This is a genomic window from Natronosalvus vescus (assembly GCF_023973145.1).
Taxonomy (GTDB): Archaea; Halobacteriota; Halobacteria; order Halobacteriales; family Natrialbaceae; genus Natronosalvus; species Natronosalvus vescus.
This window is the reverse complement of record NZ_CP099546.1, coordinates 2,308,892-2,332,947: the sequence shown is the minus strand read 5'-3', so window position 1 is coordinate 2,332,947 and position 24,056 is coordinate 2,308,892. Positions and strand designations below refer to the sequence as shown.

At 64.2% G+C, this 24,056-nt stretch carries 22 protein-coding genes and 2 pseudogenes; 14 read left to right on the top strand and 10 right to left on the bottom strand.

Features of this window, described 5'->3' with window-relative positions; translation table 11 throughout:
* Positions 1 to 77 precede the first annotated feature (77 nt).
* A complete protein-coding gene (locus tag NGM68_RS11120; RefSeq protein WP_252698198.1) occupies positions 78 to 1,028 on the bottom strand; it encodes an aminopeptidase in 951 nt (316 codons plus the stop codon).
* Positions 1,029 to 1,165: 137 nt separating this feature from the next.
* Here NGM68_RS11120 and NGM68_RS11115 point away from each other — a divergent pair, with 137 nt between their 5' ends.
* A complete protein-coding gene (locus NGM68_RS11115; RefSeq protein ID WP_252698197.1) occupies positions 1,166 to 2,107 on the top strand; it encodes a phosphatase PAP2 family protein in 942 nt (313 codons plus the stop codon).
* A gap of 336 nt (positions 2,108 to 2,443) precedes the next feature.
* On the opposite strand, the pseudogene NGM68_RS18245 reads toward NGM68_RS11115, so the two are convergent.
* The 3 genes and pseudogenes from NGM68_RS18245 to NGM68_RS11100 all read right to left on the bottom strand — a co-directional run.
* Positions 2,444 to 2,791, bottom strand: a pseudogene (locus NGM68_RS18245) (MinD/ParA family ATP-binding protein); the annotation flags it as partial.
* 107 nt (positions 2,792 to 2,898) lie between these two features.
* Complete coding sequence (locus NGM68_RS11105) at positions 2,899 to 3,330, bottom strand: DUF7857 domain-containing protein (protein ID WP_252698196.1); 432 nt, start codon at positions 3,328 to 3,330, stop codon at positions 2,899 to 2,901.
* A gap of 89 nt (positions 3,331 to 3,419) precedes the next feature.
* Positions 3,420 to 4,586 (bottom strand): DUF8167 domain-containing protein, encoded by a 1,167-nt coding sequence (locus NGM68_RS11100; protein WP_252698195.1) that lies wholly within the window; start codon positions 4,584 to 4,586, stop codon positions 3,420 to 3,422.
* 98 nt (positions 4,587 to 4,684) lie between these two features.
* Between NGM68_RS11100 and NGM68_RS18340 the strand changes: the two are divergent.
* Positions 4,685 to 5,800, top strand: a pseudogene (locus tag NGM68_RS18340) (DUF7125 family protein); the annotation flags it as partial.
* Here NGM68_RS18340 and NGM68_RS11090 read toward each other — a convergent pair.
* Positions 5,762 to 6,973, bottom strand: coding sequence for a phosphoglycerate kinase (locus NGM68_RS11090; protein ID WP_252698194.1), 1,212 nt, complete (start codon positions 6,971 to 6,973; stop codon positions 5,762 to 5,764). The pseudogene NGM68_RS18340 and the gene NGM68_RS11090 overlap by 39 nt on opposite strands.
* Before the next feature lie 255 nt (positions 6,974 to 7,228).
* A complete protein-coding gene (gene gap, locus NGM68_RS11085) occupies positions 7,229 to 8,302 on the bottom strand; it encodes a type I glyceraldehyde-3-phosphate dehydrogenase (RefSeq protein ID WP_252698193.1) in 1,074 nt (357 codons plus the stop codon).
* A gap of 270 nt (positions 8,303 to 8,572) precedes the next feature.
* Between gap and NGM68_RS11080 the strand changes: the two genes are divergently transcribed.
* The 3 genes from NGM68_RS11080 (at position 8,573) to dnaG (ending at position 11,845) form a co-directional block, all read left to right on the top strand.
* Complete coding sequence (locus tag NGM68_RS11080) at positions 8,573 to 9,640, top strand: type II glyceraldehyde-3-phosphate dehydrogenase (RefSeq protein ID WP_252698192.1); 1,068 nt, start codon at positions 8,573 to 8,575, stop codon at positions 9,638 to 9,640.
* 171 nt (positions 9,641 to 9,811) lie between these two features.
* Positions 9,812 to 10,207 (top strand): Hsp20/alpha crystallin family protein, encoded by a 396-nt coding sequence (locus NGM68_RS11075; RefSeq protein ID WP_252698191.1) that lies wholly within the window; start codon positions 9,812 to 9,814, stop codon positions 10,205 to 10,207.
* A 267-nt stretch (positions 10,208 to 10,474) separates the two neighbouring features.
* The gene (gene dnaG, locus NGM68_RS11070; protein WP_252698190.1) at positions 10,475 to 11,845 is read left to right on the top strand and encodes a DNA primase DnaG; all 1,371 of its coding nucleotides are present in this window, start codon (positions 10,475 to 10,477) and stop codon (positions 11,843 to 11,845) included.
* A 30-nt stretch (positions 11,846 to 11,875) separates the two neighbouring features.
* Here the strand turns inward: dnaG and NGM68_RS11065 are convergent, their stop codons facing one another.
* Positions 11,876 to 12,121: a DUF7533 family protein gene (locus NGM68_RS11065; RefSeq protein ID WP_252698189.1), complete on the bottom strand. Its 246-nt coding sequence runs from the start codon at positions 12,119 to 12,121 to the stop codon at positions 11,876 to 11,878.
* Positions 12,122 to 12,232: 111 nt separating this feature from the next.
* Here NGM68_RS11065 and NGM68_RS11060 point away from each other — a divergent pair, with 111 nt between their 5' ends.
* Entirely contained in the window at positions 12,233 to 12,862 is a 630-nt protein-coding gene (locus NGM68_RS11060) for a riboflavin synthase (protein WP_252698188.1), read from the top strand.
* A gap of 32 nt (positions 12,863 to 12,894) precedes the next feature.
* Here NGM68_RS11060 and NGM68_RS11055 read toward each other — a convergent pair whose 3' ends face one another.
* Entirely contained in the window at positions 12,895 to 13,905 is a 1,011-nt protein-coding gene (locus NGM68_RS11055; protein ID WP_252698187.1) for a PrsW family intramembrane metalloprotease, read from the bottom strand.
* A 120-nt stretch (positions 13,906 to 14,025) separates the two neighbouring features.
* On the opposite strand from NGM68_RS11055, the gene NGM68_RS11050 reads away from it, so the two are divergent.
* The 3 genes from NGM68_RS11050 to NGM68_RS11040 all read left to right on the top strand — a co-directional run bounded on the left by NGM68_RS11050 (position 14,026) and on the right by NGM68_RS11040 (position 16,249).
* On the top strand, positions 14,026 to 14,256 hold the full coding sequence (locus tag NGM68_RS11050) for a hypothetical protein (RefSeq protein ID WP_252698186.1): 231 nt from the start codon (positions 14,026 to 14,028) through the stop codon (positions 14,254 to 14,256).
* Positions 14,257 to 14,393: 137 nt separating this feature from the next.
* Entirely contained in the window at positions 14,394 to 14,777 is a 384-nt protein-coding gene (locus NGM68_RS11045) for a DUF7532 family protein (protein ID WP_252698185.1), read from the top strand.
* On the top strand, positions 14,774 to 16,249 hold the full coding sequence (locus NGM68_RS11040; RefSeq protein WP_252698184.1) for a ribonuclease FAU-1 family protein: 1,476 nt from the start codon (positions 14,774 to 14,776) through the stop codon (positions 16,247 to 16,249). Before NGM68_RS11045 ends, NGM68_RS11040 begins: the two co-directional genes overlap by 4 nt.
* A gap of 299 nt (positions 16,250 to 16,548) precedes the next feature.
* Here NGM68_RS11040 and NGM68_RS11035 read toward each other — a convergent pair whose 3' ends face one another.
* Entirely contained in the window at positions 16,549 to 17,616 is a 1,068-nt protein-coding gene (locus tag NGM68_RS11035) for an aldo/keto reductase (RefSeq protein WP_252698183.1), read from the bottom strand.
* 245 nt (positions 17,617 to 17,861) lie between these two features.
* Here NGM68_RS11035 and NGM68_RS11030 point away from each other — a divergent pair, with 245 nt between their 5' ends.
* From NGM68_RS11030 to NGM68_RS11020, 3 genes are all read left to right on the top strand, one after another.
* Positions 17,862 to 18,518, top strand: a complete 657-nt coding sequence (locus NGM68_RS11030) for a DUF7344 domain-containing protein (protein WP_252698182.1) — start codon at positions 17,862 to 17,864, stop codon at positions 18,516 to 18,518.
* A gap of 217 nt (positions 18,519 to 18,735) precedes the next feature.
* Positions 18,736 to 19,653: an acyltransferase gene (locus NGM68_RS11025; protein ID WP_252698181.1), complete on the top strand. Its 918-nt coding sequence runs from the start codon at positions 18,736 to 18,738 to the stop codon at positions 19,651 to 19,653.
* 94 nt (positions 19,654 to 19,747) lie between these two features.
* Positions 19,748 to 20,062 carry a DUF7577 domain-containing protein gene (locus NGM68_RS11020; protein WP_252698180.1) on the top strand — a complete coding sequence of 105 codons (315 nt, stop codon included), beginning with the start codon at positions 19,748 to 19,750 and terminating at the stop codon, positions 20,060 to 20,062.
* A 31-nt stretch (positions 20,063 to 20,093) separates the two neighbouring features.
* Here NGM68_RS11020 and NGM68_RS11015 read toward each other — a convergent pair whose 3' ends face one another.
* The gene (locus tag NGM68_RS11015; protein WP_252698179.1) at positions 20,094 to 20,846 is read right to left on the bottom strand and encodes a hypothetical protein; all 753 of its coding nucleotides are present in this window, start codon (positions 20,844 to 20,846) and stop codon (positions 20,094 to 20,096) included.
* A 212-nt stretch (positions 20,847 to 21,058) separates the two neighbouring features.
* On the opposite strand from NGM68_RS11015, the gene NGM68_RS11010 reads away from it, so the two are divergent.
* On the top strand, positions 21,059 to 21,376 hold the full coding sequence (locus NGM68_RS11010; protein WP_252698178.1) for a hypothetical protein: 318 nt from the start codon (positions 21,059 to 21,061) through the stop codon (positions 21,374 to 21,376).
* The gene (gene mutS, locus NGM68_RS11005; RefSeq protein ID WP_252698177.1) at positions 21,373 to 24,009 is read left to right on the top strand and encodes a DNA mismatch repair protein MutS; all 2,637 of its coding nucleotides are present in this window, start codon (positions 21,373 to 21,375) and stop codon (positions 24,007 to 24,009) included. Before NGM68_RS11010 ends, mutS begins: the two co-directional genes overlap by 4 nt.
* Positions 24,010 to 24,056 lie beyond the last annotated feature (47 nt).

Sequence of the window (24,056 nt, the reverse complement as noted above, 5' to 3'; positions counted from 1 at the left end):
AGCGACGGCGGGTTCCTGTTCGGACGCTCGAGGAGCGGATCTCGTGCTCGAGGTCACGCGTAACGAATCAGCGTGCGTCAGCCCTGTCTCGGCAGTTCGACTTCGACGCCGTCCGCGTACACCGTCGGTTCGCGGATAATCCCGTCGAGGTGGATCGGCGCTTCGACGTCCCCACCGATGCCGGCGTCGTCACCGATGGCGATGTGCACCGTGCCGCCGGCTTTCTCGTCGAGCAGCACGCTCCCGACGAGCTCCGTGACGGCGACGTTCGTCCCGATACCGAGTTCGGCGAGGTTGTACGCTGCGTCGCCCACTTCCTCCGCAGCCGTGTCGACCGTCTCGCGAATTTCGTCGTCCGAAATACGAGTGACGAGGCCGTCCTCGACGTCGAACTCGAGCGTCTGTCCGTCCTCGAGCAAGCCGTAGGGCATCATCGTCCCGTCGACGACGAACGTCCCATCGGCGGTCTCGGGGCTGACGAACACCTCACCGGCCGGAAGGTTCGACATCCGGCCGGCCTCGTGGACGATGCCGGTGTCAGAGAGGAACTGCCGCTCGCCGATGCCGAACGTGATGTCCGTGCCAGCGTCGGTGGTGACTCGAACCTCCGCCGCACCGTCGACCTGCTCTCGAACGTCTCGACAGTGGGCGGCTATCGTGTCGTAGTCGGCGTCGAGTCCCGTCGTGAACACGTCCTCGGTGATCCCGGGGAGCGTGACGACGCGGGCACCAGCTTCGTTCGCCTCCGTTCTCGCCCGGGTGTGACTCAGGCTCTTGGTTGTCGGCGCGAGAACGACGTCACCCGCGGCCATCGCCGCCGCGACCGGTTCAGGCGGTTCGCCGCCGTGGGTCTCACCCGGCGGGTAGCGGACGATCACCACATCGTCGGTGACGTCGCTGGCGACGTCGTACAGCATCGTCCCGATCGGTTCGCGCTTGTCGTCGGTGACGATCACACAGGATTCCTCGGACTCGAGCGCTAAACACTGCTCAATTGCCGTCTCGGCCGCTGACCGGAGTGTCGACATACTCCACAGTGTGTGCAGGACTCGGAAAGCTCTTTCCGAAAGCGGGTGCCTCGAGCGAAACGTCCCACTGGAGAACCGGCATACGTGTGTCAACGAGCGGTACGACTTTACCCAGCGCGTCACACTTTCCGGACGTGATGGTTCGTTCGACGATCGACCAGTTGCTGTTCGACGAGTCGACGAACGAAGCCGTTCGGGAGACGCTCCCGGAGTGGCTCATCGGCGTGTTCGAGCTCGTAACCCACCTGGGCGATGGGGCAGCGTTGATTATCTTTGCAACCCTGCTCTACTGGTTTGGTGCTGAGTCGCGGCGTCGCCAGCGTGCGCTCGTCATCGCGATCGGGATCGGTGCGCTGGCGATCAGTGCCGGGATGAAAGGAATTTTCGTCAGACCCCGCCCGGAGCTCGCCGGCGGCTACGGCGGCTACAGCTTCCCGAGCGCACACGCCCTCGGTGCCGCGGCGTTCTACGGCTCCCTCGCCGTCGTCGCCGACAGTGGAACACGTCTCCAGCGTTACGTCGCCGCCGGAACAGTCATCCTGCTGGTCGCGGTTTCGCGGGTCATCATCGGCGTTCATTACGTCGGCGACGTCCTCGTCGGCGTGGCGATCGGGCTGGCGTTCGTGGCACTCGTCGTGCGATCGGAACGGGCCGAACCAGGTTTCATCTTTGCCGTGGCCGGCGTCATTGCCATCCTTGCGCTCCTCCTCGGCTCGCACGAGTTCACCACGATGACGATCGGTGCCTCACTCGGTGCGACCGTCGCGTGGTACACCGTCGCCGACCAGCCGTCGAACCCACGCGGTGCGTCGATTCTCCTGCTGGCATATCTGTGTATTCCACTCATCATCGGGCTCAGAACAGCCAACTCGATACTGGGCTCTCCGGTTCCTGGTGATCCACACTGGCTCCTCGAGATCGCAGGGTACGCGGTCGCAACGGGGACGATTCTCGCCGTACCGGTGATTGCCGAGCAGTTGAACGACTGGCCACTCGTCGAGTGGCTGCAAGCACGGCTGCCGTTCACCGGCCGAACGATCGATCCGAACCAGCTTCCGGAGAGGCGGTCGGGTGAGTGATTGTGGGCGAGCCAGGACGGCGAGTGCAACTGTAACCGCGACAGTCACTGGAGATCTGCCACCGACCCCATCAGCGAGCCGTCGCTCACAGCGTTCGAGTAGCCTGGTGAGCGACTCGAGGGCGTCGAGTACCGGAGACGACGGAACCTGTTCCCGAAGCGGGCGACCTGCCGCCTGCGCCGAGGCCAGTTCGGCTCGACAGTCGATCGTCACGACCGGTGCGCCCATGGTTGCTTCCACCCGGTCACACAGCGAGTCAGAAACGGGATCACGACACTGGTTGAGGACGACTGATGCAACTGGTGTCCCCACGTCAGCCGCGAGCGACTGCGTTCGAGCGGCATCCGACAGTGCAACCCGGTCATGCATCGTAACGAGGACGGCCAGATCGGCGCTATGCAAGCATACGCCGACGTCGCGGGCCAGCCCCGCCGGGCAGTCGATGACGACACGGCCATACCGCCGCCTGAGGCGCTCAACAACCCGCGGTACGTCGGTGAGTGTCGATGCTCGTGCCCCCTCGAGCGTTTGCCCGCACGACAGTATACGAACGGCACCCACCGTTTCGACGGCGTCCAGGGGATCGACGCGGCCGGTGAGCACCTCGTGAAGGGTCGGCCCACCTGTCGTCCTCACGGGTAAATCGGCCGCCAACAGATCGGCGTCGACGACGACGGCGTCGATTTCGTAGCCGAGGTTGAGCGAGAGCGTCGACTTTCCGACGCCACCTTCCCCCCCCCCCCGCTAACGGCGACGATCATCGCTCCCGAGGGAGATCACGGGCGACGACGTCACTCGCCGGGGACCACCCCTCGAGCGTCGCGAGGACGCTTGGTGGCTCGAGGTCGATCTCGAGTGGACGCTGGCGGCGCTGGCTCGACGGAGCAACACTCGACCGGCGACTCGAGGTCGGCAGGCTCCGTGACATCCGAACGATTGCCAGCAACTCCCTCCGTTTCCGCCCCCATCTCGAGCAATCGCGGAACCGGTTCGAGTGGGGTTTCGAATCCGAACCCACGACAGCGTCCCGGCTCGAGGGTTGCTTCCCAGACGTCACCAGCCCACTCGGGCGCGGGTAGGTCACCCCGCCGTGGCACCCAGATCGGGCCGGAGAGGGTACTGCGGAGGCGAACGTGCTGTGGCGTCGTCTGCGTGTTCGTGACGACCACTCGCACGAACGCCACACCCGCCCTGCCCGTCTTCCTCGAATCGACCTCGACCATGGGCGTCACTCCCGCCCGTTCGGATATAAAATCGGACACGCCTGGACGAGTCGACCGTCCGTTCGAACCCCAAAAGGAGCCAGCGAGGCTCATGGATCACGCCCCGATCCGATTACCGAGGACGCTCCTCGCCGTTCCGCGGCAGGGACGAAGGTGTGGACGGTATCACCGGCCGTGATCGTCTCTCGTCCATCGGGGAACGGGAGACACTCGCCATCTCGTTCGATGAGGAGTACCGTGTCGGACACCCAGGTGACGAACTCTCCATCGATTGCCGCTCCAGGCTCGACCGTTCGCTTCACCACCCGATCGGCCGCCACACGCGTGAGTCCGATCAGTTCGTGTACATCAGTCGAAGTATCTGCAGCCGTCGTCAGCCGGTACGTGGCCGTGTCGTCGTCGATCATCGAAGCCACACCGGACTCGAGGACGACAGTGACGACGTCGGTATCAGCCGCATGGACGATCCCAGTCGAGACGAGGCGCACGCCGTCGTCGGCACCGGCCCAGAGTTCGATCGGATCGCCGGTACTCACCGCCGGTGTACAATCTGTGACGACGGCGACGGCCTCCATCGACGGTGGAGTCGTCGGACTCAGCCCCGCTCGGCGGCCACCGACGGCAAATGCGTCTATCGAGCCGTCATCGTCGACCGCCACGGTGACGCGCCCGAGGTCGAAGTCCTCCTCGAGGCGCGTACGCAGGCGCTTCTCGAGGTCGGATCGTGAGAGGTGACGCGGAAACAGGGGTGTTCGACCGGCGATCGTACGTTTTCGTTCCACAGCGACCGGCGGATAGCCATCGACGTCCGCGAGTTCGGTTGGAAGGGTGAGTGCAATGGCAACGCCCGCCGATTGAATCAGTGTCGTGACCTCCCCACCAGTATCGATCCGGGAGATGTCGAACGTGCTACAGCCGAGGTGGTCACCCGCGTACCGGCCACCGAACGAGACGACGACACCACCAGTCACCACCCCCACGATGTAGAGCGCACTGGCCTCGCCGACAGCCGGGGCTGGATCGATGAACTGTCCCCGGAGCAACACATCCATCGTCAGGACGATCGATGGCAACGTGATGCCAAGCAGGATGGCAGCGCCGACCGGAATCGCCCAGGTCGTCGCCCAGCGATGGACGAACGTACACCTGGTTGCCATCACGCCGGCCAGGAGAGACAGCCCGAGGATGGAGACAAGTGCCGTCTGCGTCCACGGCGACACGACCGCTGGTACCGTCACCACCCCACTGGCACTCACGTGACCACCTCAGGTAGCTCGTTAGATCGTCGAGTCGGTGTCCGCTCGCCCATACCAGCCACCACTGTCGCTTCCCCGATGACGAACACCTCGTCCCCCACCTCGAGCTCGCCAGTTCCTGGGGGGTATTCGATCACGACGGACTCACCGCAGCCGACCTCGCTGGAAGCGAGGTGTCCGTCCTCGACGTCTCCGGGTTGGACGACGCCGCGATGAACGCCGTCGTTCGTGGGGTCGGTGAGACGCTGTACCGGGCACGCATAGAGGAAACCATCGACCGACTCCCCTGGCTCTTGCTCGACGAAGCCCACACGTTCTTCGACGGGGTCGCACAGTCCGCGCTGGAAACGATCCTCACGCGCGGCCGGGCACCGGGCGTCAGTCTCGTCTCGGCTAGCCAGCGACCGAGCGCCGTCCCGGCCGTCGGTGTCTCACAGTCTGACGTGATCGTCTCCCATCGCCTCACGTCACGCGCCGACCTCGAGCCGCTCGATCGGGTACTCGATGGTGGCGTGCCGCCGGGGTCGGTGGTGGCCTTGCGCGGGCCGGCAGCGGGGTCGCTCGACCACCACGTCGCTCGGCTCACCGCACCCCGCGGAACGCTGTATCTCAGCACCGACCGCCCGGTCGCGAACGTGACGAGAGGACTCGAGCGAACGGCAACCGAGACCGGCGCGCCGACGGTTCGTATGCTGGAGGGAGAAAACGCGGCTGCACGCATCGACGAGGCGCTCGTCCTGATCGACAAACTGCCCGACAGGGCGACGCTACTGATCGAGACGGCCAACAGTCTCGAGGGAGCCGATCGGGAGCCGTATCTCGACTTTCTGTCAACTGTGGCGACGCGAACAGGTGACATCGATGCCCTGGCCGTATTCGTCTGTGTGACCGAGGGAGAGCGGCCAGCGAATCGGCGCTATCTCGAGCAGTACGCCGATCTCGTCGTCGACCTCGAGGCAGGGTCGGTTGTCGCCAGTGGAGGAGTGGCCGATAGTGGAGCGGCGGTCGACAGCGGAGGGGGATTCGATAGTGGGATTCGGCCGGGAGAACAGGTGACGAGGTCACACCGAAACTCGCGATCCCAAAGTGTCGGTTCGACGGGTCGGTACTGGGCTCACTCGAGGGGACGATCAGCGACTGACCGGTCGACAAGAGTGAACCTCAGTGAGAGAAAATCAGACCGCGTCCTCGAGCACCTCGACGCCGATCAGTGAGTCGCCGGTGAGCGCACGGACGTACGCGCCGCCGGCGATGGAGACGTGGGAGAAATCGTTCTCGTCGAGACCGTACATCCCGATGGCGCGGGAGGTGTCCCCGCCGCCGACGACGGAGAAGCAGTCGGTCTCGGCGATAGCGCTGAGGACTTCGACGGTGCCGTGGGCGAACCGTTCGTCCTCGAAGACGCCGAGTGCACCCTTGACGAAGACCGCATCGGATTCGCGGACGAGATCGGCGTAGGTGTCCGCCGTCTCGCTGCCGACGTCGAGATAGGAGGTGTCCTTCTCGAGTCCCTCGAGGGCGACTTCGGCGCGCTCGCCATCTGCGTCCTCGTAGGCGAGGTCGGTGGCGAGGGTGAGGCGGTCACCGTAGGTCTCGAGGATGCGTTCGATCGTTTCGGCGTGGTCGTCCCACTGGTGGTCGAAGAACTCGGTGTCGTCGACGTCGTAGCCGACGTCGTGGCCGGCCGCCCGACAGAAGAGTTCGCCGACGATGCCACCGAGACAGAACCGGTCGACGGTGTCCTCGACCTCCTCGATGACGGGGATGAGATCCTCGGCTTTCGTGCCGCCGAGAACCATCGTAACCGGGCCGTCGAACGTCCGCCCCTGAATTGCGGAGTTGGCGGTGTACTCGGCGTCCATCACCGGCCCCGCGTAGGCGTCCAAGAGGAGCGGGAAGCCCACGAGCGAGGCGTGGGCGCGGTGGGCCGCCGAGTAGGCGTCGTTGACGTAGGCATTGAACCGTGGCGCGAGTGTTCGGACGAACTCACTTTCGGCGTGCGCCTCGGGATCCTTCTCGGGGAGTTCGTCCTCGCACATGCGGACGTTCTCGAGCAACAGGACGTCACCCGACTCGAGGGCGTCGATGGCGGCGAGGGCCTCCTCGCCGTAGGTGTCGGCGACGAAGTCGACGTCGACGTCCTGGCCGAGATGGTCGGCCAGCACCGCGGCGTGGCTCTCGAGCGAGATGAACGTGTCACGTCCGGGGCGGCCCTGGTGGGCCATGAGGGCGACGGCGTGGTCGTCCTCGAGGAGCCGGCGGATAGAGTCGGCGTGGCTGGCGAAGCGACGGTTGTCCTGGGCGACGCCGTCCTCGACGGGAGCGTTGAGGTCGACTCGGACGAGGAGTCGCTGGCCGGGCTCGAGGTCGTCGATAGTCTTGAACATGCGTGTACCGGTGCGATCCGGGCGCTTAAAACGGACGGATAGCGCCGGCTATTGCGATTTCTGGGGAACGGTTGCGATGACTGCGGTGAGGATCATCACTACAGATTGGGAAGTGTTAGACTATAGAAGGAGTAGCAATACGACAAATGGGACGAACTGGGATCAGAACTAATAGAGAGAAAGATACCAACCACGACGCAAGTCGGTGACCGGTGTCGCTATCGTCCGATAGAGATGTCGAGACCTCGAGTCCCCTTACGCGGCGGCTTCTTCGATCTCAGTTTCGTGTTCGGTCTCGGAAACGACGTAGAGTGCCAGATCGAGCATCCGGTTCGAGAAGCCGTACTCGTTGTCGTACCAGGTGAGCACCTTCACGAGGCCGCCCTCGAGCACCATCGTGGACTCGAGGTCGACGTACGACGAGAACGGGAGGCCAACGATGTCCCGAGAGACGATCTCCTCGTCGGTGTAGCCGAGGACGCCGGCAAGCTCGCCGTCAGCGGCGTCGCGAATGGCCGCTTCGATGTCGTCCTTGGTGACGTCGGCCTCGAGGTCGACGGTGAGGTCGGTGATCGAGCCGTTGGGGACGGGGACGCGCATCGCCATGCCGTCGAGTTTCCCTTCGAGTTGGGGGAGGACTTCGGTGGTGGCAATGGCGGCACCCGTCGAGGTCGGGATGATGTTCTCGGCGGCGGCACGGCCACGGCGGCGTTTGGTCTGGGGGCCGTCGATCAGGGCCTGGGTGCCGGTGTAGGCGTGGACGGTCGTGAGCAGGCCGGATTCGATGCCGAACGTCTCGTCGAGCACCTTCACGACGGGGGCGACACTGTTGGTCGTGCAGGAAGCGTTCGAGAGGACATCTTCACCAGCGTACTCGTCGTGGTTGACGCCGTAGACGAACATCGGTACGTCCTTGTCGCCTTTCGGCGGTGCGGAGATGAGTACCTTCTCGGCACCAGCCTGGAGGTGCTGGGCGGCGTCGTCGTAGGTGCGAAACAGGCCGGTCGCTTCGAACGCGACGTCGACGTCGAGGTCGTCCCACGGGAGCTGAGAGGGGTCTCGCTCGGAGAGAAGGTGGATTTCTTTGCCGTCGACGAACAGGGTATCACCGTCGCGCTCGATACCTTCGAGGCGGCCGTGAACGGTGTCGTACCGGAGCAGGTACTCCATGTCGTCGTTGTCCATCACGTCGTTGATCGCGACGATTTCGAGCCCCTCGTATTCGAGCGAGGCGCGCAGGACATTTCGGCCGATGCGGCCGAAGCCGTTGAGGCCGACGCGAACGACCTCGTCGTCCGTAGGGTCTTCTGTAAATGAATGTTCACTCATATCTGAGTAGTATGTTTTCCACCGTTAAAGTAGTTGCCCCCTTCGTGTCGAAAACACGGTGGTGACTGTCGTGTTTGGCGGGTGCAAAAGGAAGTGTTCGACGATCGGGTACGGTTTAACTACCAGCTAATAAACATAGACACACAGTCACAATGAGAATTTATAACACAGCTACGTCTGTCGATTTTTCCCCAAGTTACTCAATTACGAGTTAACATCTATCAACCTATCCGAAACTATTATACCCGTCGTCAGTGGAGGAGCACTCGTATGCTTCGGGTCGGAATCAACGGATACGGAACCATCGGGAAACGCGTCGCAGACGCCGTCCGGGCACAGCCCGACATGGAGGTCTGTGGCGTCGCCAAGGTGAGCCCAGACTACGTGGCAGTCAACGCCGTTGAGGCTGGCTACCGCCTCTTCGCCGTCGACGAAGGGCGAATCGATGCGTTCCGCGAAATCGGCATCGACGTCGCCGGCACGGTCGACGAACTGGTCGCCGAAAGCGACGTCGTCGTCGACGCAACGCCCTCCGGTATTGGTGCCCAGAACCGCCCGCTGTACGAACGCCACGACACCCCCGCGATCTTCCAGGGCGGTGAGGACGCCACCGTCGCTGAAGTCAGCTTCAACGCCCGCGTGAACTACGACGAAGCCGAAGACGCCGACTACGTCCGCGTCGTCTCCTGCAACACCACTGGCCTCTCCCGGCTCGTCGCCCCACTTGAGGAAGCCTACGGGATCGAGAAGGTTCGAGCCACGCTGGTTCGACGCGGCGGCGATCCCAACCAGACCGACCGCGGCCCGATCAACGACGCGGTGCCCGATCCCGTCTCGGTGCCCTCCCACCACGGCCCCGACGTCCAGACGATCTTCCCGGATCTCGACATCGACACCATCGGCCTCAAGGTTCCCACGACGATGATGCACGTTCACACCATCAACGTCACCCTCGAGAACCCGCCCGCCGACGAAGCAGACGTGCGCGACCTGCTCGCCGCCCAGGATCGAACCGTCATGGTGCCCGAGTACGCCCGCATCGACGGTGCAGGCACGCTCAAAGATATGGCCCTCGACGCTGGCCGCCCACGCGGCGACATCTGGGAGAACTGCATCTGGGAGGAGTCGGTCACGATACAGGGCAACGACCTCTACTGTATGCAGGCCATCCACCAGGAATCCGACGTCGTCCCCGAGAACGTCGACGCCCTTCGGGCGATTTCGGGCCACCTTTCCGGCCCAGAGAGTCGCTCGCTCACGAACGAGACCCTCGGCATCGGCTTTGGCCGCCTCGACGACCGGAAACTGCCCTCACTCGATACCCAGACGGCCGACTGACTCTCCACTCAAATCAGTTGCAGATCGGCCGGTTCCCCGTAGAAACGTTGTAAACCCGCCGGAGAGCAGTCCCGGAGAATCGGTTGGAACTCTCCGGAGAGACGTCCGAACGCTTCTCGATCGATGACCGTGAGGAACACCTTTTTGCACCTCCCATCCTTACCGACTGGTATGCGCCGTGACGACCGCGACGAACCCTTTGATGACCTCTTTCGAGAGATCGAACGGATGATGAACGAGATGATGAGTGGGGCCGACGTAGACTTCGAATCGGGGGGAGCCGTCGATAGCGGCTTCGGAACCGACACCCACGTCGACGTCCACGACGCAGACGACGAAGTCCGCGTCATCGCTGACCTTCCAGGCGTCGAAAAACAGAATATCGAACTCGAGTGCGACGGCAAGACCCTCACCATCTCCGCCCGGAGCGACCACCGCGAGTACGACGAGCGCGTCTCCCTGCCCCGTCGGGTCAACGAACACACCGCCTCGGCGACCTACAACAACGGCGTCCTCGAGGTCGTCTTCGAACCGGCCGAGAAATCCTCGGACATCAGCCTCGAGTAGGCTCGCGTCAGGCGTTCACGATCGCAATCGGCTGCTCGATTTCTATCCGCCCTGTTGAGTGTCGAACCCGGTCGAGCATCGGTGCCGGCCCACCCGAACACCGATGTCATCTCACCCGAGCACCTCGCCAGGGTCAGCCGTGTGTACCGACCCGAACGGCAGACCTCCCGGTCAACAGGTATTTGCCGGCGAACGACTAGCTAGTACGTAAAGCGTTTGCGGGCGCGGTGTCCGCGCCAGCAGTCCCCCAGACGGGACGGATCTCCAATGGAAGACACGTCAAAATATCTCATCAGGGCGAACGTGACGGCCGACGGCGTGGTCGAGCGGAGCGACGTCGTCGGTGCCATCTTCGGCCAGACCGAGGGCCTCCTCGGCGACGAACTCGACCTCCGCGACCTCCGTCAGTCACAGAAGGTCGGCCGCATCGACGTCGACATCACCAGCACCAGAGGCACCTCACACGGCCAGTTGACCATCGCCACCAGCCTCGACAAAGTCGAAACGGCGACCCTCGCAGCCTCACTCGAGACCATCACCCGCGTCGGGCCGTGTCGGGCCAGCCTCGAGGTCGAAGAGATCGAAGACGTCCGTGCAGCCAAGCGCAAAGACGTCGTCGATCGGGCGAAAGAACTCCTGCGGACGGGCTTCGACGACACCGTGATGTCCTCAGACGAAATCCTCGCCGAAGTGCGCGAGTACGTTCGGGTCGAAGACATCACCGAGTACGAAGGACTGCCCGCCGGGCCGCGCGTCACCGACAGCGACGCGATCATCGTCGTCGAAGGGCGCTCTGACGTCCTCACGTTGCTCAAATACGGCGTGAAAAACGCCATCGCCGTCGAAGGGACGAACGTCCCAGACGCGGTCGCCGAACTCACCCACCATCGAACGGTCACCGTGTTTCTCGACGGCGACCGCGGCGGCGACCTGATCTTCGAGGAACTCGCCCAGGTCGGCGATATCGATTACGTCACCTTCGCCCCCGCCGGCAGCTCCGTCGAGGATCTCGACCATCACGAACTGTTCACCGCCTTGCGAAACAAGGTGCCGTACGAGACCGTTTCGGGGACGAACGAACCTCGAGATGCGATCGCCGCCACGGACGGCAGTGCAACGCCAGCGCCACCGGTGACCGAAACTGGCAGCCAGCCTTCTCAGTCGGCAGTCAAATCGGCGCTCGATGCAGCGGAATCCGCCGAGACGGCCGCCACGAGCGGAGCGACCGCTACCGAGAACAACGCCGCTACGTCCGATCATCACCCCCCAGAATCCGCGAGCACACCACCGGAAGCCGAACGGACGACTGCAGAATCGTCACCGACGGTTCCGGCGACGCTCTACGACCAAGCAAACGAGATCATCAGAGCCGACACCGACCGAGTGCGGTTGCTCGACGCCGAGAACGAACCCCTCGCCGACGGCGAAGCGGGTGACGTTATCGAGTTGCTCGAGGCGAACGCGGACGACGCGCTCTCGACGGTTATCCTCGACGGCATCGCGAGCCAGCAACTCCTGGACGTGGCGGCCGATACCGGTGCCGACCGAATCATCGCTCGAGCGCTCGGTCAGTTTACGAAGCGACCGACCGGGGTTCGCGTCCACTCGATCGACGAGATCGCGGAATCGGTTCCGTAGCCGGCACCACGAATTGGGTTCCGGTTCCCGTCACTCCTCCTCGCGTTCGGGCGTCCGAGCGGCCGAACCGGTCACTTTCTTTGCGAGGAGTCCAGGCACGTCGCCGGGGGTCGTGAGCCGTCGCTGGACGAGCACGAGCACCACGGCGCAGACGATGAGCGCACTGCCGATGTACGGCCGCGAACCGGTAGCGACCATCTCGAGACCCGCCAGCGCGGCTGGGATCGCAAAGATGAGGACACCGACCAGTTTGATCGTATCGAAGAGCCCTGCCATTGCCCTGGATTCGGCCGGTGGGGTGAAAAACGCGCCGGAGCGCGCCATCACAGATACGATATGTATCACTGTATCGGAACCGCTTTATTCTCCCCACGGCGACACCAGCGTATGTTTACCGGTATCGTCGAAGAGACGGGCGACCTCGTCGGACGGGAAGCGACAGCCGAGGGGCTCAGACTCCGAATCGGGGCCGACTCGGTGGCGAGCGACCTGGCCCACGGCCAGTCGATCAGCGTCAGCGGGGCCTGTCTGACCGTCGAGCGATTCGAACCCGGGGCGTGGTTCGAGGTGTTCCTCGCGAGCGAGACCGTCGAGCGAACCTACCTCGACACGCTCGAGGAGGACGACACCGTCAACCTCGAGCGCGCAATGCCGGCGGACGGACGCTTCGACGGCCACGTCGTCCAGGGACACGTCGACGCCGTGGCGACCGTGACCGAAATCGAATCGGTCGGTGACGACTGGTTTTTCGAGTTCGACCTGCCAGAGCGGTATGATCGATACGTCGTCGAAAAGGGCTCGATTACCCTCGACGGGATCAGTCTCACCGTCGCAGAGTTGACCGAGAGCGGGCGCGTGACCGTCGCCATCATTCCAACAACCTACGAGTTGACCACGCTCTCGGAGAAATCGGTCGGCGACCCGGTTCACCTCGAAGTCGACGTCCTCGCGAAGTACGTCGAACGACTGCTCGAGGGCCATCTCGAGACGGGAGACGGACTCGAGGCGGCGCGGTAACGGCCGACGTGCTCGAGGCACCGTGAAAAGAATCAGCGCTGTCCGGGCTCGAACTCGGTTCGTTCGGACGGATACTCCTCGGACGGTTCGCGGACAGCCTGGTAGGTTCGTCGATACCGACTGAGCTTTCGGTACAGGTAGACGGCGATGATACCGTCGTAGGCGATGACAAAGAGAACCACCGCCATTCTGGAACCGATCGCCCAGGTGGCGCTCATGAGCGGGGGGATAACCTGAACGGTAACGTTGTAGGTCGCGTGGAGCACCGACGCGATGAGCAGTCCCTTGACCACCAGGGGGCCAGCGTGCTGTGGGTTGAACTTCGCCAGCCCGAGGTAGTAGCCCGCGATTGCCGAGTAGATAACGTGGCCAGGGCCGGCTAGCGCGCGAGTCGTCGTGATACCGGTCGCTGTGGCGAAGAGGCTGGTCTCCGGGCTTACCGTGTCGATCGTCTGGGAAATGTACAGCGCGTTTTCGATGGCTGCGAACCCGAGACCAGCGATGGCCCCATAGACAGCGCCGTCGATGACGGCGTCGAACGTATCACTGCGATAGGCGAAGATTCGGACGGCCAGCAGTTTGACGGCTTCCTCGACCGGGCCGACGACGAGGAAAAAGAAGAGGATCATCCCGACGATCGGCACCGGTTGCAAGAACGCCCCGCCGACGGTGTTGATGACGGCGGCGAACGTCGCAAAGAGAACGGCGAGGACGAACGTCCCGACGAGCAGGGAGAGCGGTTCGCTGGTCGTGATGTCGGCGTACCAGATGTAGGCGGCAAGCAGGGCCGCCGGCACGACCGAGAGTCCAAAGAACACCCCCACCATCGGTTCGTCGAGGACGAGGACGGCCGGCGAAGCGAGCAGGGAGATCGTGATCAACACCGCAACCGAGAGCACGATCGCGTGCAATCCGTAGCTGATAAGCGCGTAGAGCCAGGCGGCGAATCGATCGATGCGCGAACGGGGTTCCCACGTCGAGATGTCATAGAGGTCAGCCGAGCCGTCGGCCGCTCGTTCGATCGGATCGCGCTTGCCGGCCATGCGCGGGAATACATCGGCCACCTATCAAATACGTTCGGCGGGGAGACACCTTATATGGTATTAAATGTCAATAGTCATTTAAGGTGGGTGTTTATGGGTGATGCGTCTCCATACGACTGCATGAGCCGACCGACCCGCGGGGTACTTTACACTTCACCGCCCTCCCCCCACGACACACACGTCGTCCGAAATCCACCACCAGCAATCGCGGCCACCCTCGAGCGCGAGGCTGCTACCGAAGCGGACGAAGCCGAATCGACAACCGAACCGGAGCGCTCGCCTGAAGCGGATCCCCAACTGACCGCCGCCACCACCTCTTCTTCGCTGACTGGTACGCCGGCTGACGATTGATCGGTCGACCGTACGTCCCACGTCGCGCCCAGCCTGTCGATCCTGAACGACGCCGAAGGGTCGTTCGCGCCACCGGCATCGAACCGTCTGCGAGCAAACCCACAACCGACTAAGGCCAGGACGACCAACCGCCCGACATGCACTTCGATCAACGAACCCAGCGCGCCCTGCGCGAAGTCGGGCTCGACACCGACGACCTCCGTCGAGCGTCGGAACTCGTCGTCGATGCCGTCAGCGCAGACGCCGAGGCCCTCGAGACCGTGTTCGAGCGTCACGACACCGTCTACTCGGACATGGATCTGGCGCACTCGAGCGCCGACTATCCGGAACACACCGTCGAGTACCTGGACGTCACGACTCACGCAGACGAGATGCGCGGCTGGCTCCGGTTCGACACATGGGGCGTCCCCGTCGAAGACGGTCGGATTCTGGACGCCGAGGAGGAGTACGTCGAGTTGACGGTCGGTCGGCCGATTCACGGCCGGGTTCGGTTCGCCCCCGATCGGGAGACGTTGCGATGAGCGGGGAGGGGCGTGACGACGAACGCGACGACAGCGCCGCCAGCACCAGCGTCCGCGTCCGCGGCATTTACACGACCGCCGTCACCAGACTGCTCGAGACAGCGGGGTTCGACGTGGTACAGGCCTCCGAGCCGATTCGCGACCGCTTCGATACCGCGTTCGAAATTGCTCCCGCCGACGTTCGCATCGAAACCACCCGAGACCGGCAGGGACTCGAGGTGTCCGGCGACCCCAATGGCGTCGACGCCGTCACTTCCCGACTCGAGTCGCTCGGCGTCGACACCTTCCGCTGGCCCGACGACGTGTCTCGAAGTGGCGTCTTCGACGCCGAGGTGGACGATGCCGCCGGCGGACGGGGAGCCACGGTCGACCTCGGCGACGGCCGCACTGGTTACCTGCCGTACGACGACGTGGACGGCTACGTCGACGCCGGCAACCGCTACCGCGTCCAGGTCGACGAACCGACCCCGCCGTGGACAGACGACGATCCGCGCGTGCTCCCGGGCGTGGCCGTCCAGGGCGGCCTCTGTTCGCTCTCTCGACGATGGAACGGGGTTGGTGCCGACTTTAGCGGCGCCCCAGCGGAGGAACTCGTCGGCATGACCGGCCTGCTGTCGACCGACGTTCCCGACGGCTGGGGCCTTCGCTGGCACCGAACCGCTGGGGACGCCGACCTCGAGGCGATGGGCGCAGCGGTCGCAACCGTCGTCGACCGGGCTCGAGCGCTCGAGGCGGCGCTCGAGGACGCACCCGACGAGCCGGGAGCGGATTCCCTCGGCGCACTCGCGACGCCGCAGGCGACGGCCTGGCTCTGGTTCGGCCGGGGGTCGCGGTTGGCGCTGGACGACGCTCGTCGGGCGGTCGAGACGACGATGGCCGGCCACCACCGGATCAAAGCCGGCAGCGCGTCGGCGAGCGTGGCCGTCGACTTCGCCGAAGCCGTCTGTGCAGAGGCGGACGGAACCGACGACTTCCCCTTCGGTGCGGTCTCGAGGCAGTTCGGCCCCACATCGGGCGACCGACTCTCGCTGGGTCACGGCAAGCCCGACGGTCGGCTCATCACGCTCGGCACCGGCGACGTGACCGACTGGGATGCCGAGGGGACGATCACCCTCGAGCGGTCGATGCGCGGCGGTGGCACGTACGACGCACTCGGCACGCCCAAGGAGTCGGGCGACGTCGCCGTCACGAAACTCCGGGAGGGTCGGTGGTGGTACCCGACGACGTACAGGGCCGCCGACGGCACGGTGAAGGGCACATACGTCAACGTCTGTACGCCCGTCGAACTGTTCCCAGACTGTGCCCGTTACGTCGATCTGTACGTCGACGTGATCCGGCGATCCGACGGCGAGGTGGAAATCGTCGATCTGGACGAACTCGAGGCGGCAGTGTCGGATGGGCTGGTTTCGGACGCACTGGCGGAGAAGGCTCGATCGGTCGCGAACGCAGTCGAGCGAGCGTTATCGAAGTAGGTCACCCTGTCCCCGGGCCGAGATTTCGCGGCGGGTCAAGAGTTGGCGGCGTTCAACGGGTTGGAGGTTGGGAGTCGAACCTATCGCTCGAGGGAGCCTATCGCTTGAGCAGGTCATTGTCGCGACAAAAATTATCACGACAATGACCTGGCGGTTCGTGGATCGCGACGAATAGTCTCGACTCGAGGCCGCTCACAGGATCAAAAATCAAACTGCAGTTTTGATACGGACTGGTGTACGGTGTCCCGGTGGTTACCCGTGTCGGTCGACAAGTACCGGGAAAACTCCAACAGACCGAATCAGTCGGCGGCCATCGCGCCGAGACCCGCCTCCCGCAGGTCGTCGCCATCGACGGACGAGCGCAGGGCGTCCATGCCGTCGTTGCGGTCGATGTCGAAGTTCGTCTCGTATAACTCGGCCACGCGAGCCATCTCCTCGTCGCTCAGCTTTGGCACGTCGCTTGCGGCCGCCCACTCGTCGATGTCGGCGGCGGTGCGGAAGGTTGGGGTGACGCTCGCCACCGCGTCGTGGCTGAGCAGCCAGGCGATCGAGGCCTGGGCCATGGTTCGTTCGCCATCGGCGTGAGCAGCGCGCTCGAGGAATCGAAGCGTCTCGAGTTTCTCCCAGCCCGTCTCGTACCAGGCGTCGGGGCGGAAGCCACGGTGGTCGCCCGCGTCGAGTTCCGTCTCGGGTGTGACCTGTTCGTTCAGAATGCCCGAGGAGTGAGGGACACGGGGGATGAGGCTGGTCGAGGAACCCGTGCGCTCGATGGTGTCGAGGAAGTGGTTGCCGACGTCCTGCTCGAGGACGTTCCAGACCAGTTGCAGGGAGTCGAACTCCTCCTCGATGGCGAGGTCGCCCTCGGCCAGCCAGCCGATCGAGGGGCCGAGTGCGAGCCCACGAGCGTGAATCAGCCCTTCCTCCTCGAGTTCGTCGAGCAACTCGAGGACGTCGCTATCGATCTCGTCGACGTTGGCGTTGTGGAGCTGGAGGACGTCCACGTACTCGACGTCGAGTCGCTCGAGGCTCTTTTCGAACGCGTCCCGGAGGTAGTCGGTATCCATCTCCTTGGGCAACTCACCGTGGCCCGCCTGCGGGTTGTTGTAGAAGTCGTAGCCGATCTTGGTCGCGATGGTGACCTCGTCGCGGACGTCCGCGAGTGCCTGGCCGAGCAGTTCCTCGCTGCGGCCGTGGCCGTAGACGTCGCCGGTGTCGAAGTAGGTGATCCCCTGTGAGATGGCGTGCTCGACCATCTCGATGGCGTCGTCCTCGGAGCGGTCGCCCCACCAGTCGGTGCCGACGACCCAGGCACCGAAGCCGACTTCACTCACTTTCACGTCGGACGTTCCGAGCGTCTGGTACTGCATATACCCGGGTTTGGAAGTGAGGGAACTTAGGGCGTGCGGAACGTTCCCCGATCGTGGGAGCCCCCGCACGGTGGGGTCAGACTGGTGGCTTGCCACAGCGAGCGGGACAGGGCTCGAGAGTGGGTGATTCAGATGGACGTACTGTGGACGTGAACAGTCGTGTAGAACATACATTCGTTCGCACCACCACGGCACCAATTTGTTTTGGAACGATGCTTAACCCTCGTTAGTGGAACTGATGGGATATGAGTAAGCTGGACGCGACGGTTCAAACTCGGTCGACAGAGAAAGCGTTCGAGGCCTTCGCCAGCGGACGACGGCGTCGCCTATTCGTCCTCGTGAATGAGCACGAGGGTGTCGGACGCCCCTCGCTGACCGTCGACGCACTGGCGCGTCACCTCGTTGACGACGAACACGTGACCGATACCGACCACCGCTCGTCCCAGATACACCTCGTCCACCGTGAGTTGCCCATGCTCGAGGAGGCAGGGCTGCTCAACTGGGATCGGTCTGCAGGCACGGTGTCGATTCCCGACCAAGTCGCGCTCGATCCGTCGTTTCTCGAGCGAACGCTCGAGTCCGCTGAACTGGATTGGGACGCGGTCTTCGAAGCGCTCTCGAACGGGCGGCGTCGAACGGTGCTGACCGTCCTCAGAGAGGCTACGGAGGCGCTCTCCCCGGAAACCCTCGCCACGCGTGTCGCAGCCCACAAGCCGGACGCGGACGAGCGAACCGTCGCGATCACCCTCCACCACCAGCACCTGCCGGTACTCCGGGAGGCTGGACTGGTTCGTGAACAGGAAGACGGACTCCAGTACGCAGGTGACGACCTGGAGCGGGCGGGAATCGATACCAACTTTCAGCTGCCCTCGGGCCAGCTCGCCGCGAGTGTACGGCGCTAACGCGGCGGTTCACTACCGACCGAACCGTGCGTTCCACCGCTGACGGTCGACCCCTCCCACGAGTGTGTTTTTACTCGAACAATGAACGACTGCGTCACCGTGAGTTACTTTTTATTCACCGGGTAGCCAAGTGCGGGTACTGACATGATTGTTACCGGGATGGGCAAAACGGTCACACAACCGAACGTCTATGACCTTCGATATAGTACGGCCGGTCATGACCAAGCGGCACGTCTCGTTGCCGGCGGAGGCTGAGGCGGGGATGCGGGAATTCGTGACGACAGTCGACCAGCGGCTCTCGAGCGATGAGGACACCTGTGCCGTCGTCGAGGACGTGCTCATCGACCTCTCGGGGGATCGGGAGGCCTACGAGCGCTGGCAGGCAGGGGCGGACGTCTCGCCGGCCGAACGCGTCCGTCTTCAGAGCTACGACCCCTGTAATACGACGCTCGAGAGCGAGTACTACGCCGAGAAGGACGAAGAGCGGTTCAAACGCTCGAAACACCTCCAGTGGCTCTGGCGACAGTTCGACAGCCTGCCGATCGCCGACAACGTCGAGTTCGCGCTCCGATTCAGGCGGATGCTCGCATCCCACCTCTTCGAGGACTGTGGGGAGAACTGCCGCTTCTTCAAGGGCATTTCGTTCACTTACGGCCACAACATCACCGTCGGGGACAACACCGTCATCCACGACGATGTCCACCTGGACGATCGCGGGAAGCTAACCATCGGCAACCGCGTCTCGATCTCCGACGGGGCACACATCTACAGCCACGATCACGATGTCGTCGACCAGACCGAGGTGCGAAACTACCACACGATCATCGAAGACGACGTTCGCCTCACCTACGACTCGATGGTTCGGGCCGGAGTGGAAGTCGGCGAGAACGCCATCGTCGGCGCGCGCGCCATCGTCCAGAACGACGTTCCCGCCCACCACATCGCCGTCGGGATGCCCGCCAAGAGTATCAAGATCAAACCCGGCTGGGAAGACGTCGCCGTCCCGCTCGAGGACGCCGGCGAGAACCGCCAGGACGAACGCGAGCTCGAGTACGAACTGAGCGACGAGTTCGAGGTGTTCGACGAGTTCCAGCGGGAACGACGGCCGCCTGGAGCGACCAGAGAGACCCGGTAAGGAGTAACATACCGAATCGTTCTTCCGGCAACGAGTATCAACGCCGTTGATCGTTCGGGCAACAGCCAAGTGTATTGAGAGCATACCACACACCATGTCCCTCTGGGGCTGGCTCATCGGGTACATCGTGCTGTTCGCCGTACTCCATCTGGTCCTCTATTACGCGTACGTCCGCCAGAACGGCGAGACGACGCTCCCATCGGTTACCGACGGCGAACACACCGGGTTCCAGTCAGCGCCGCGGGCCGATACCTACCGCACCCACCGGGGCGACGGCGGCGAATCGGTCGACGTCGACGACCTCGATATTTCGGGTGAATCGACGACGTGCCCACACTGTGGTGCGCCGAACGAGCACGATCAGGTGTACACGTACTGTCGAGTGTGTGTTTCTCCGCTCCGACAATAACCCTCCGCTCCGAAACCGATCTTCAAAGACGTTACTCGCCCGAAAGCGCCGCCTCGAGCGGTTTGAGGTGGTCGATGCCGACAACTGCCACCACCGACCCCGTCGCATCCTCGCGCAGCGACTCGAGGTGATCGACCATGCAGGCCTCGCGCGTTTCGTCGCGGTAGGCTGTCGCCGTCGGTTCGTCGGTGCCAGCGTGTCGAAGGAGGGCACTCACCCCCGAAACGTGGCGTCGTTCGTGAGCGGCCTGTGTAGCGGGCGAATCGGCGTGTGAACAGGTGTACTCGATCGGGTCGTCGCAGGCGACGGTCATCGACGTCGCGTTCGACACCGTTGCGGCGACCCGGCAGGTGAGGGCGGTTCGCGTCGCCCCGCCGAGGCTCGAGAGGACGCGCCTGGCGGTCGACGCTGGAACGCGGTCGGCGAGCAGACGGGTGGCCAGTCGGCGAACGAACGACCAGTTGGGTGCGTCGATCCCGACGAGGTCGGATTCGGGGGCGGCGGAAATGGCGGCAGCCATCTCGCCGCCGAATCGTGGCGGCCCGTCGCCCTCGATGTCGCGGGCGTACGTTCGGTACAGGGGGAGCGCTGCTGCAGGGAGTTCCAACGCGAGGGCGTCCGGCTCGAGGTGCTTGAGGACGAGTTCGACGCGAGCGATGCTCGCCGGGTGGTCGTGAACGACGCCGAGGAGGACTACGTCGGTCTCACCGGGGAGGTGCCGGCAGAACTGCGGGGAAATCCGTGGATCGTCGACGCGGTCGACGAACGACGGCTCGCTGGTCATGAATCAAATAGTAATACGTGACTACCACCATAACCCTTCTGTTGTCCGAGTCATGCCAGCGTTTCCCAGGCGAGACGGTTGATAGTCAGGAACGAAAACCGTCGATACCCCGTTCTCCCGTCGTCGTAATACTCGATTACCCCCGCGTTTGATTCGGTTACTCGAGTGCTGGTGATGAAGGGGACTCCCGGTGTAGAAGACGTGGAACGGATGTGACGCCAAGCAGTGAAAACACCACGGGCGTCCAGTCGCCGATCGACAGCTGGACGCCAGCCCTGACTGACGTCCGTATCGGCGCACAACCGATGACTGTCGACTTCCAGCTGCCACCACCCACCCGGCTGTTGTACGGTCGGGTCGTCCGACTGCGTTGGCCGCCGTCGCCACCGGAATCATTGGAGAGAGCCGTATTGAGCATTGTGGCCGAACCGAGCGGTGTGGACGTTCACGCCCTGATCCCGGGACGAGGGGTCGCGGTGAACCCCAACCCGCAGGACTTTACTCGTCGGAACACACTCGAGCGCATATGACTGAGGCGACGGGCATCGTTGGGGAGTTTCTCTCGTTGAAGGCGAGTACCGACGCCGACGTGCTCGCGATGCAGTGCGGCGATTTTTACGAGTTCTTCGGTGATGACGCCGAACTCGTCGGCGACGAACTCGATCTCAAAGTAACCTCGAAGTCCTCGCAAGGGCAGTCCTATCCGATGGCCGGCGTGCCGTTGAAGGATCTCACGCCCTACCTCAAGGGCCTCGTCGAGCGCGGCTATCGCGTCGCCGTCGCCGACCAGTACGAGACCGACGACGGCCACGCCCGCGAAATCGTCCGGGTGGTGACCCCCGGTACCGTGCTCGAGACGAGCGACGCCGATGCACAATATCTGGCAGCCATCGTCGCTGACACCACGAGCCAAACCGCCGCTTACGGCCTCGCGTTCGCCGACGTGACCACGGGCCAGTTCCTCGTCGCGAGCGCCGACACGGTCGACGACGCCATGACGGAACTGTACCGGTTCGACCCCGTCGAAGTGCTCCCCGGCCCCGACGTCCGGACGGACGACGCGATGCTCGCCCAGTTGCGGGAACGTCTCGACGCCCACCTCTCGCTCCACGAGACCGAGGCGTTCGCCCCGAAACGGGCGACCCACCGCGTTCGCGAGCAGTTCGGCGGCGAAACCGTCGGCCGGCTCGATCTCCCGGAACCGACGCTCGCGGCCGCGGGAGCAGTCCTCGCCTACGTCGAGGACACCGGGACGGGCGTGCTCGCGTCGATGACCCGTCTCCAGACCCACCGCGGGGACGACCACGTCACCCTCGACGTGACGACCCAGCGTAACCTCGAGTTGACCGAGACGATGCACGGCGACCGGGACGGCTCGCTCTTCGCAACGATCGATCACACCCAGACGAGCGCCGGCGGGCGACTCCTCAAGGAGTGGCTACAACGCCCCCGGCGCTCGATGGCGACGCTCGAGGAACGCCAGACGAGCGTGGATGCCCTCGCGGGGGCCGCCCTCGCCAGGGACGAACTGCGCGAGGTGCTCGGCGGTGTGTACGACCTCGAGCGGCTGGCCTCCCGGGCGACTCACGGGAGCGCCGACGCCCGCGACCTGCTGGCCGTGAGGGACACGCTGGCGCTCGTCCCACAGGTGGCGGAAATCGTCGACTCCGCTCCCGAACTGGCGGCCTCACCGCTCCCGTCGATCGTCGACCGGATCGACAGAGAAGCGGCCGCCGACCTCCGGGAGACGCTCGCCGAGGCGCTGGCCGAGGAGCCGCCGTCGACGGTCACCCAGGGCGAGTTGATCCGCTACGGCTACGACGACGACCTCGACGACCTCATCGACCGCCACGAGTCGGTCATCGACTGGCTCGAGACGCTCGCCGACCGAGAAAAGCGCCAGCACGGCCTGAGTCACGTCACCGTCGATCGAAACAAGACCGACGGCTACTACATCCAGGTCGGACGCTCGGCTGCCGACGGCGTCCCCGACCACTACGAGGAGATCAAGCAGCTGAAAAACTCGAAGCGGTTCACGACCGACGAACTCGAGGAAAAAGAGCGCGAGATCCTTCGGCTCGAGGAACGACGGGGCGACCTCGAGTACGACATTTTCGAGCGGCTTCGATCGGCCGTCGCCAACAGGGCGACCCTCCTCCAGGACGTTGGGCGGACGCTCGCGACGGTCGACGCACTCTCGAGTTTGGCAACCCACGCGGCCGAGAACGGCTGGGTACGACCCGACCTCCAGCAATGCGACGAACTCACGATTGGGCAGGGTCGTCACCCAGTCGTCGAACAGACGACCGAGTTCGTCCCAAACGACGTCCATCTGGACGCGGATCGGGGCTTTCTGGTCGTGACCGGCCCCAACATGTCCGGGAAGTCGACCTATATGCGCCAGGTGGCCTGCATCGTCCTGCTCGCGCAGGTCGGGAGTTTCGTCCCGGCTCGAGAGGCGAAGATCGGCCTCGTCGACGGGATTTTTACCCGTGTGGGCGCGCTCGACGAGTTGGCCCAGGGTCGCTCGACGTTCATGGTCGAGATGAACGAACTCTCGAACATCCTCCACGCGGCGACCGACGACTCCCTCGTGATCCTCGACGAGGTTGGGCGCGGCACCGCGACCTACGACGGCATCTCGATCGCCTGGGCGGCGACCGAGTACCTCCACAACGAGATTCGTGCGAAGACACTCTTTGCCACTCACTACCACGAACTCACTGGCCTCGCCGAGCACCTCCCGCGGGTCGCAAACGTCCACGTCGCCGCGGACGAACGCGACGGCGACGTCACCTTCCTGCGAACCGTCCGGGAGGGGCCGACCGACCGTAGCTACGGAATCCACGTGGCGGATCTCGCGGGCGTCCCCGGCCCCGTCGTCGACCGGGCGCGGGACGTCCTCCATCGGCTTCGCGAGGAGAAGGCCATCGAGGCCAAAGGCGGCGGCTCGAACGAACCAGTCCAGACGGTGTTCGACGTCTCGAGCGGCGGGTTCCGTGGCCCGGCGAACGCCGACGGCGGCGAGAGGGCAGGCTTCGACCCCGAGACCGAAGCCATTCTCGAGGAACTCGAGTCGGTCGACGTCAACAACACCCCGCCGGTGGAGCTGATGGCGAAAGTCCAGGAGTGGCAACGGTCGCTCGAGGACGGGTCGAAATAGGGCGCTCGCGCGGTGATCTATCCTCGAGTGGTTCATCGAGAACCGAA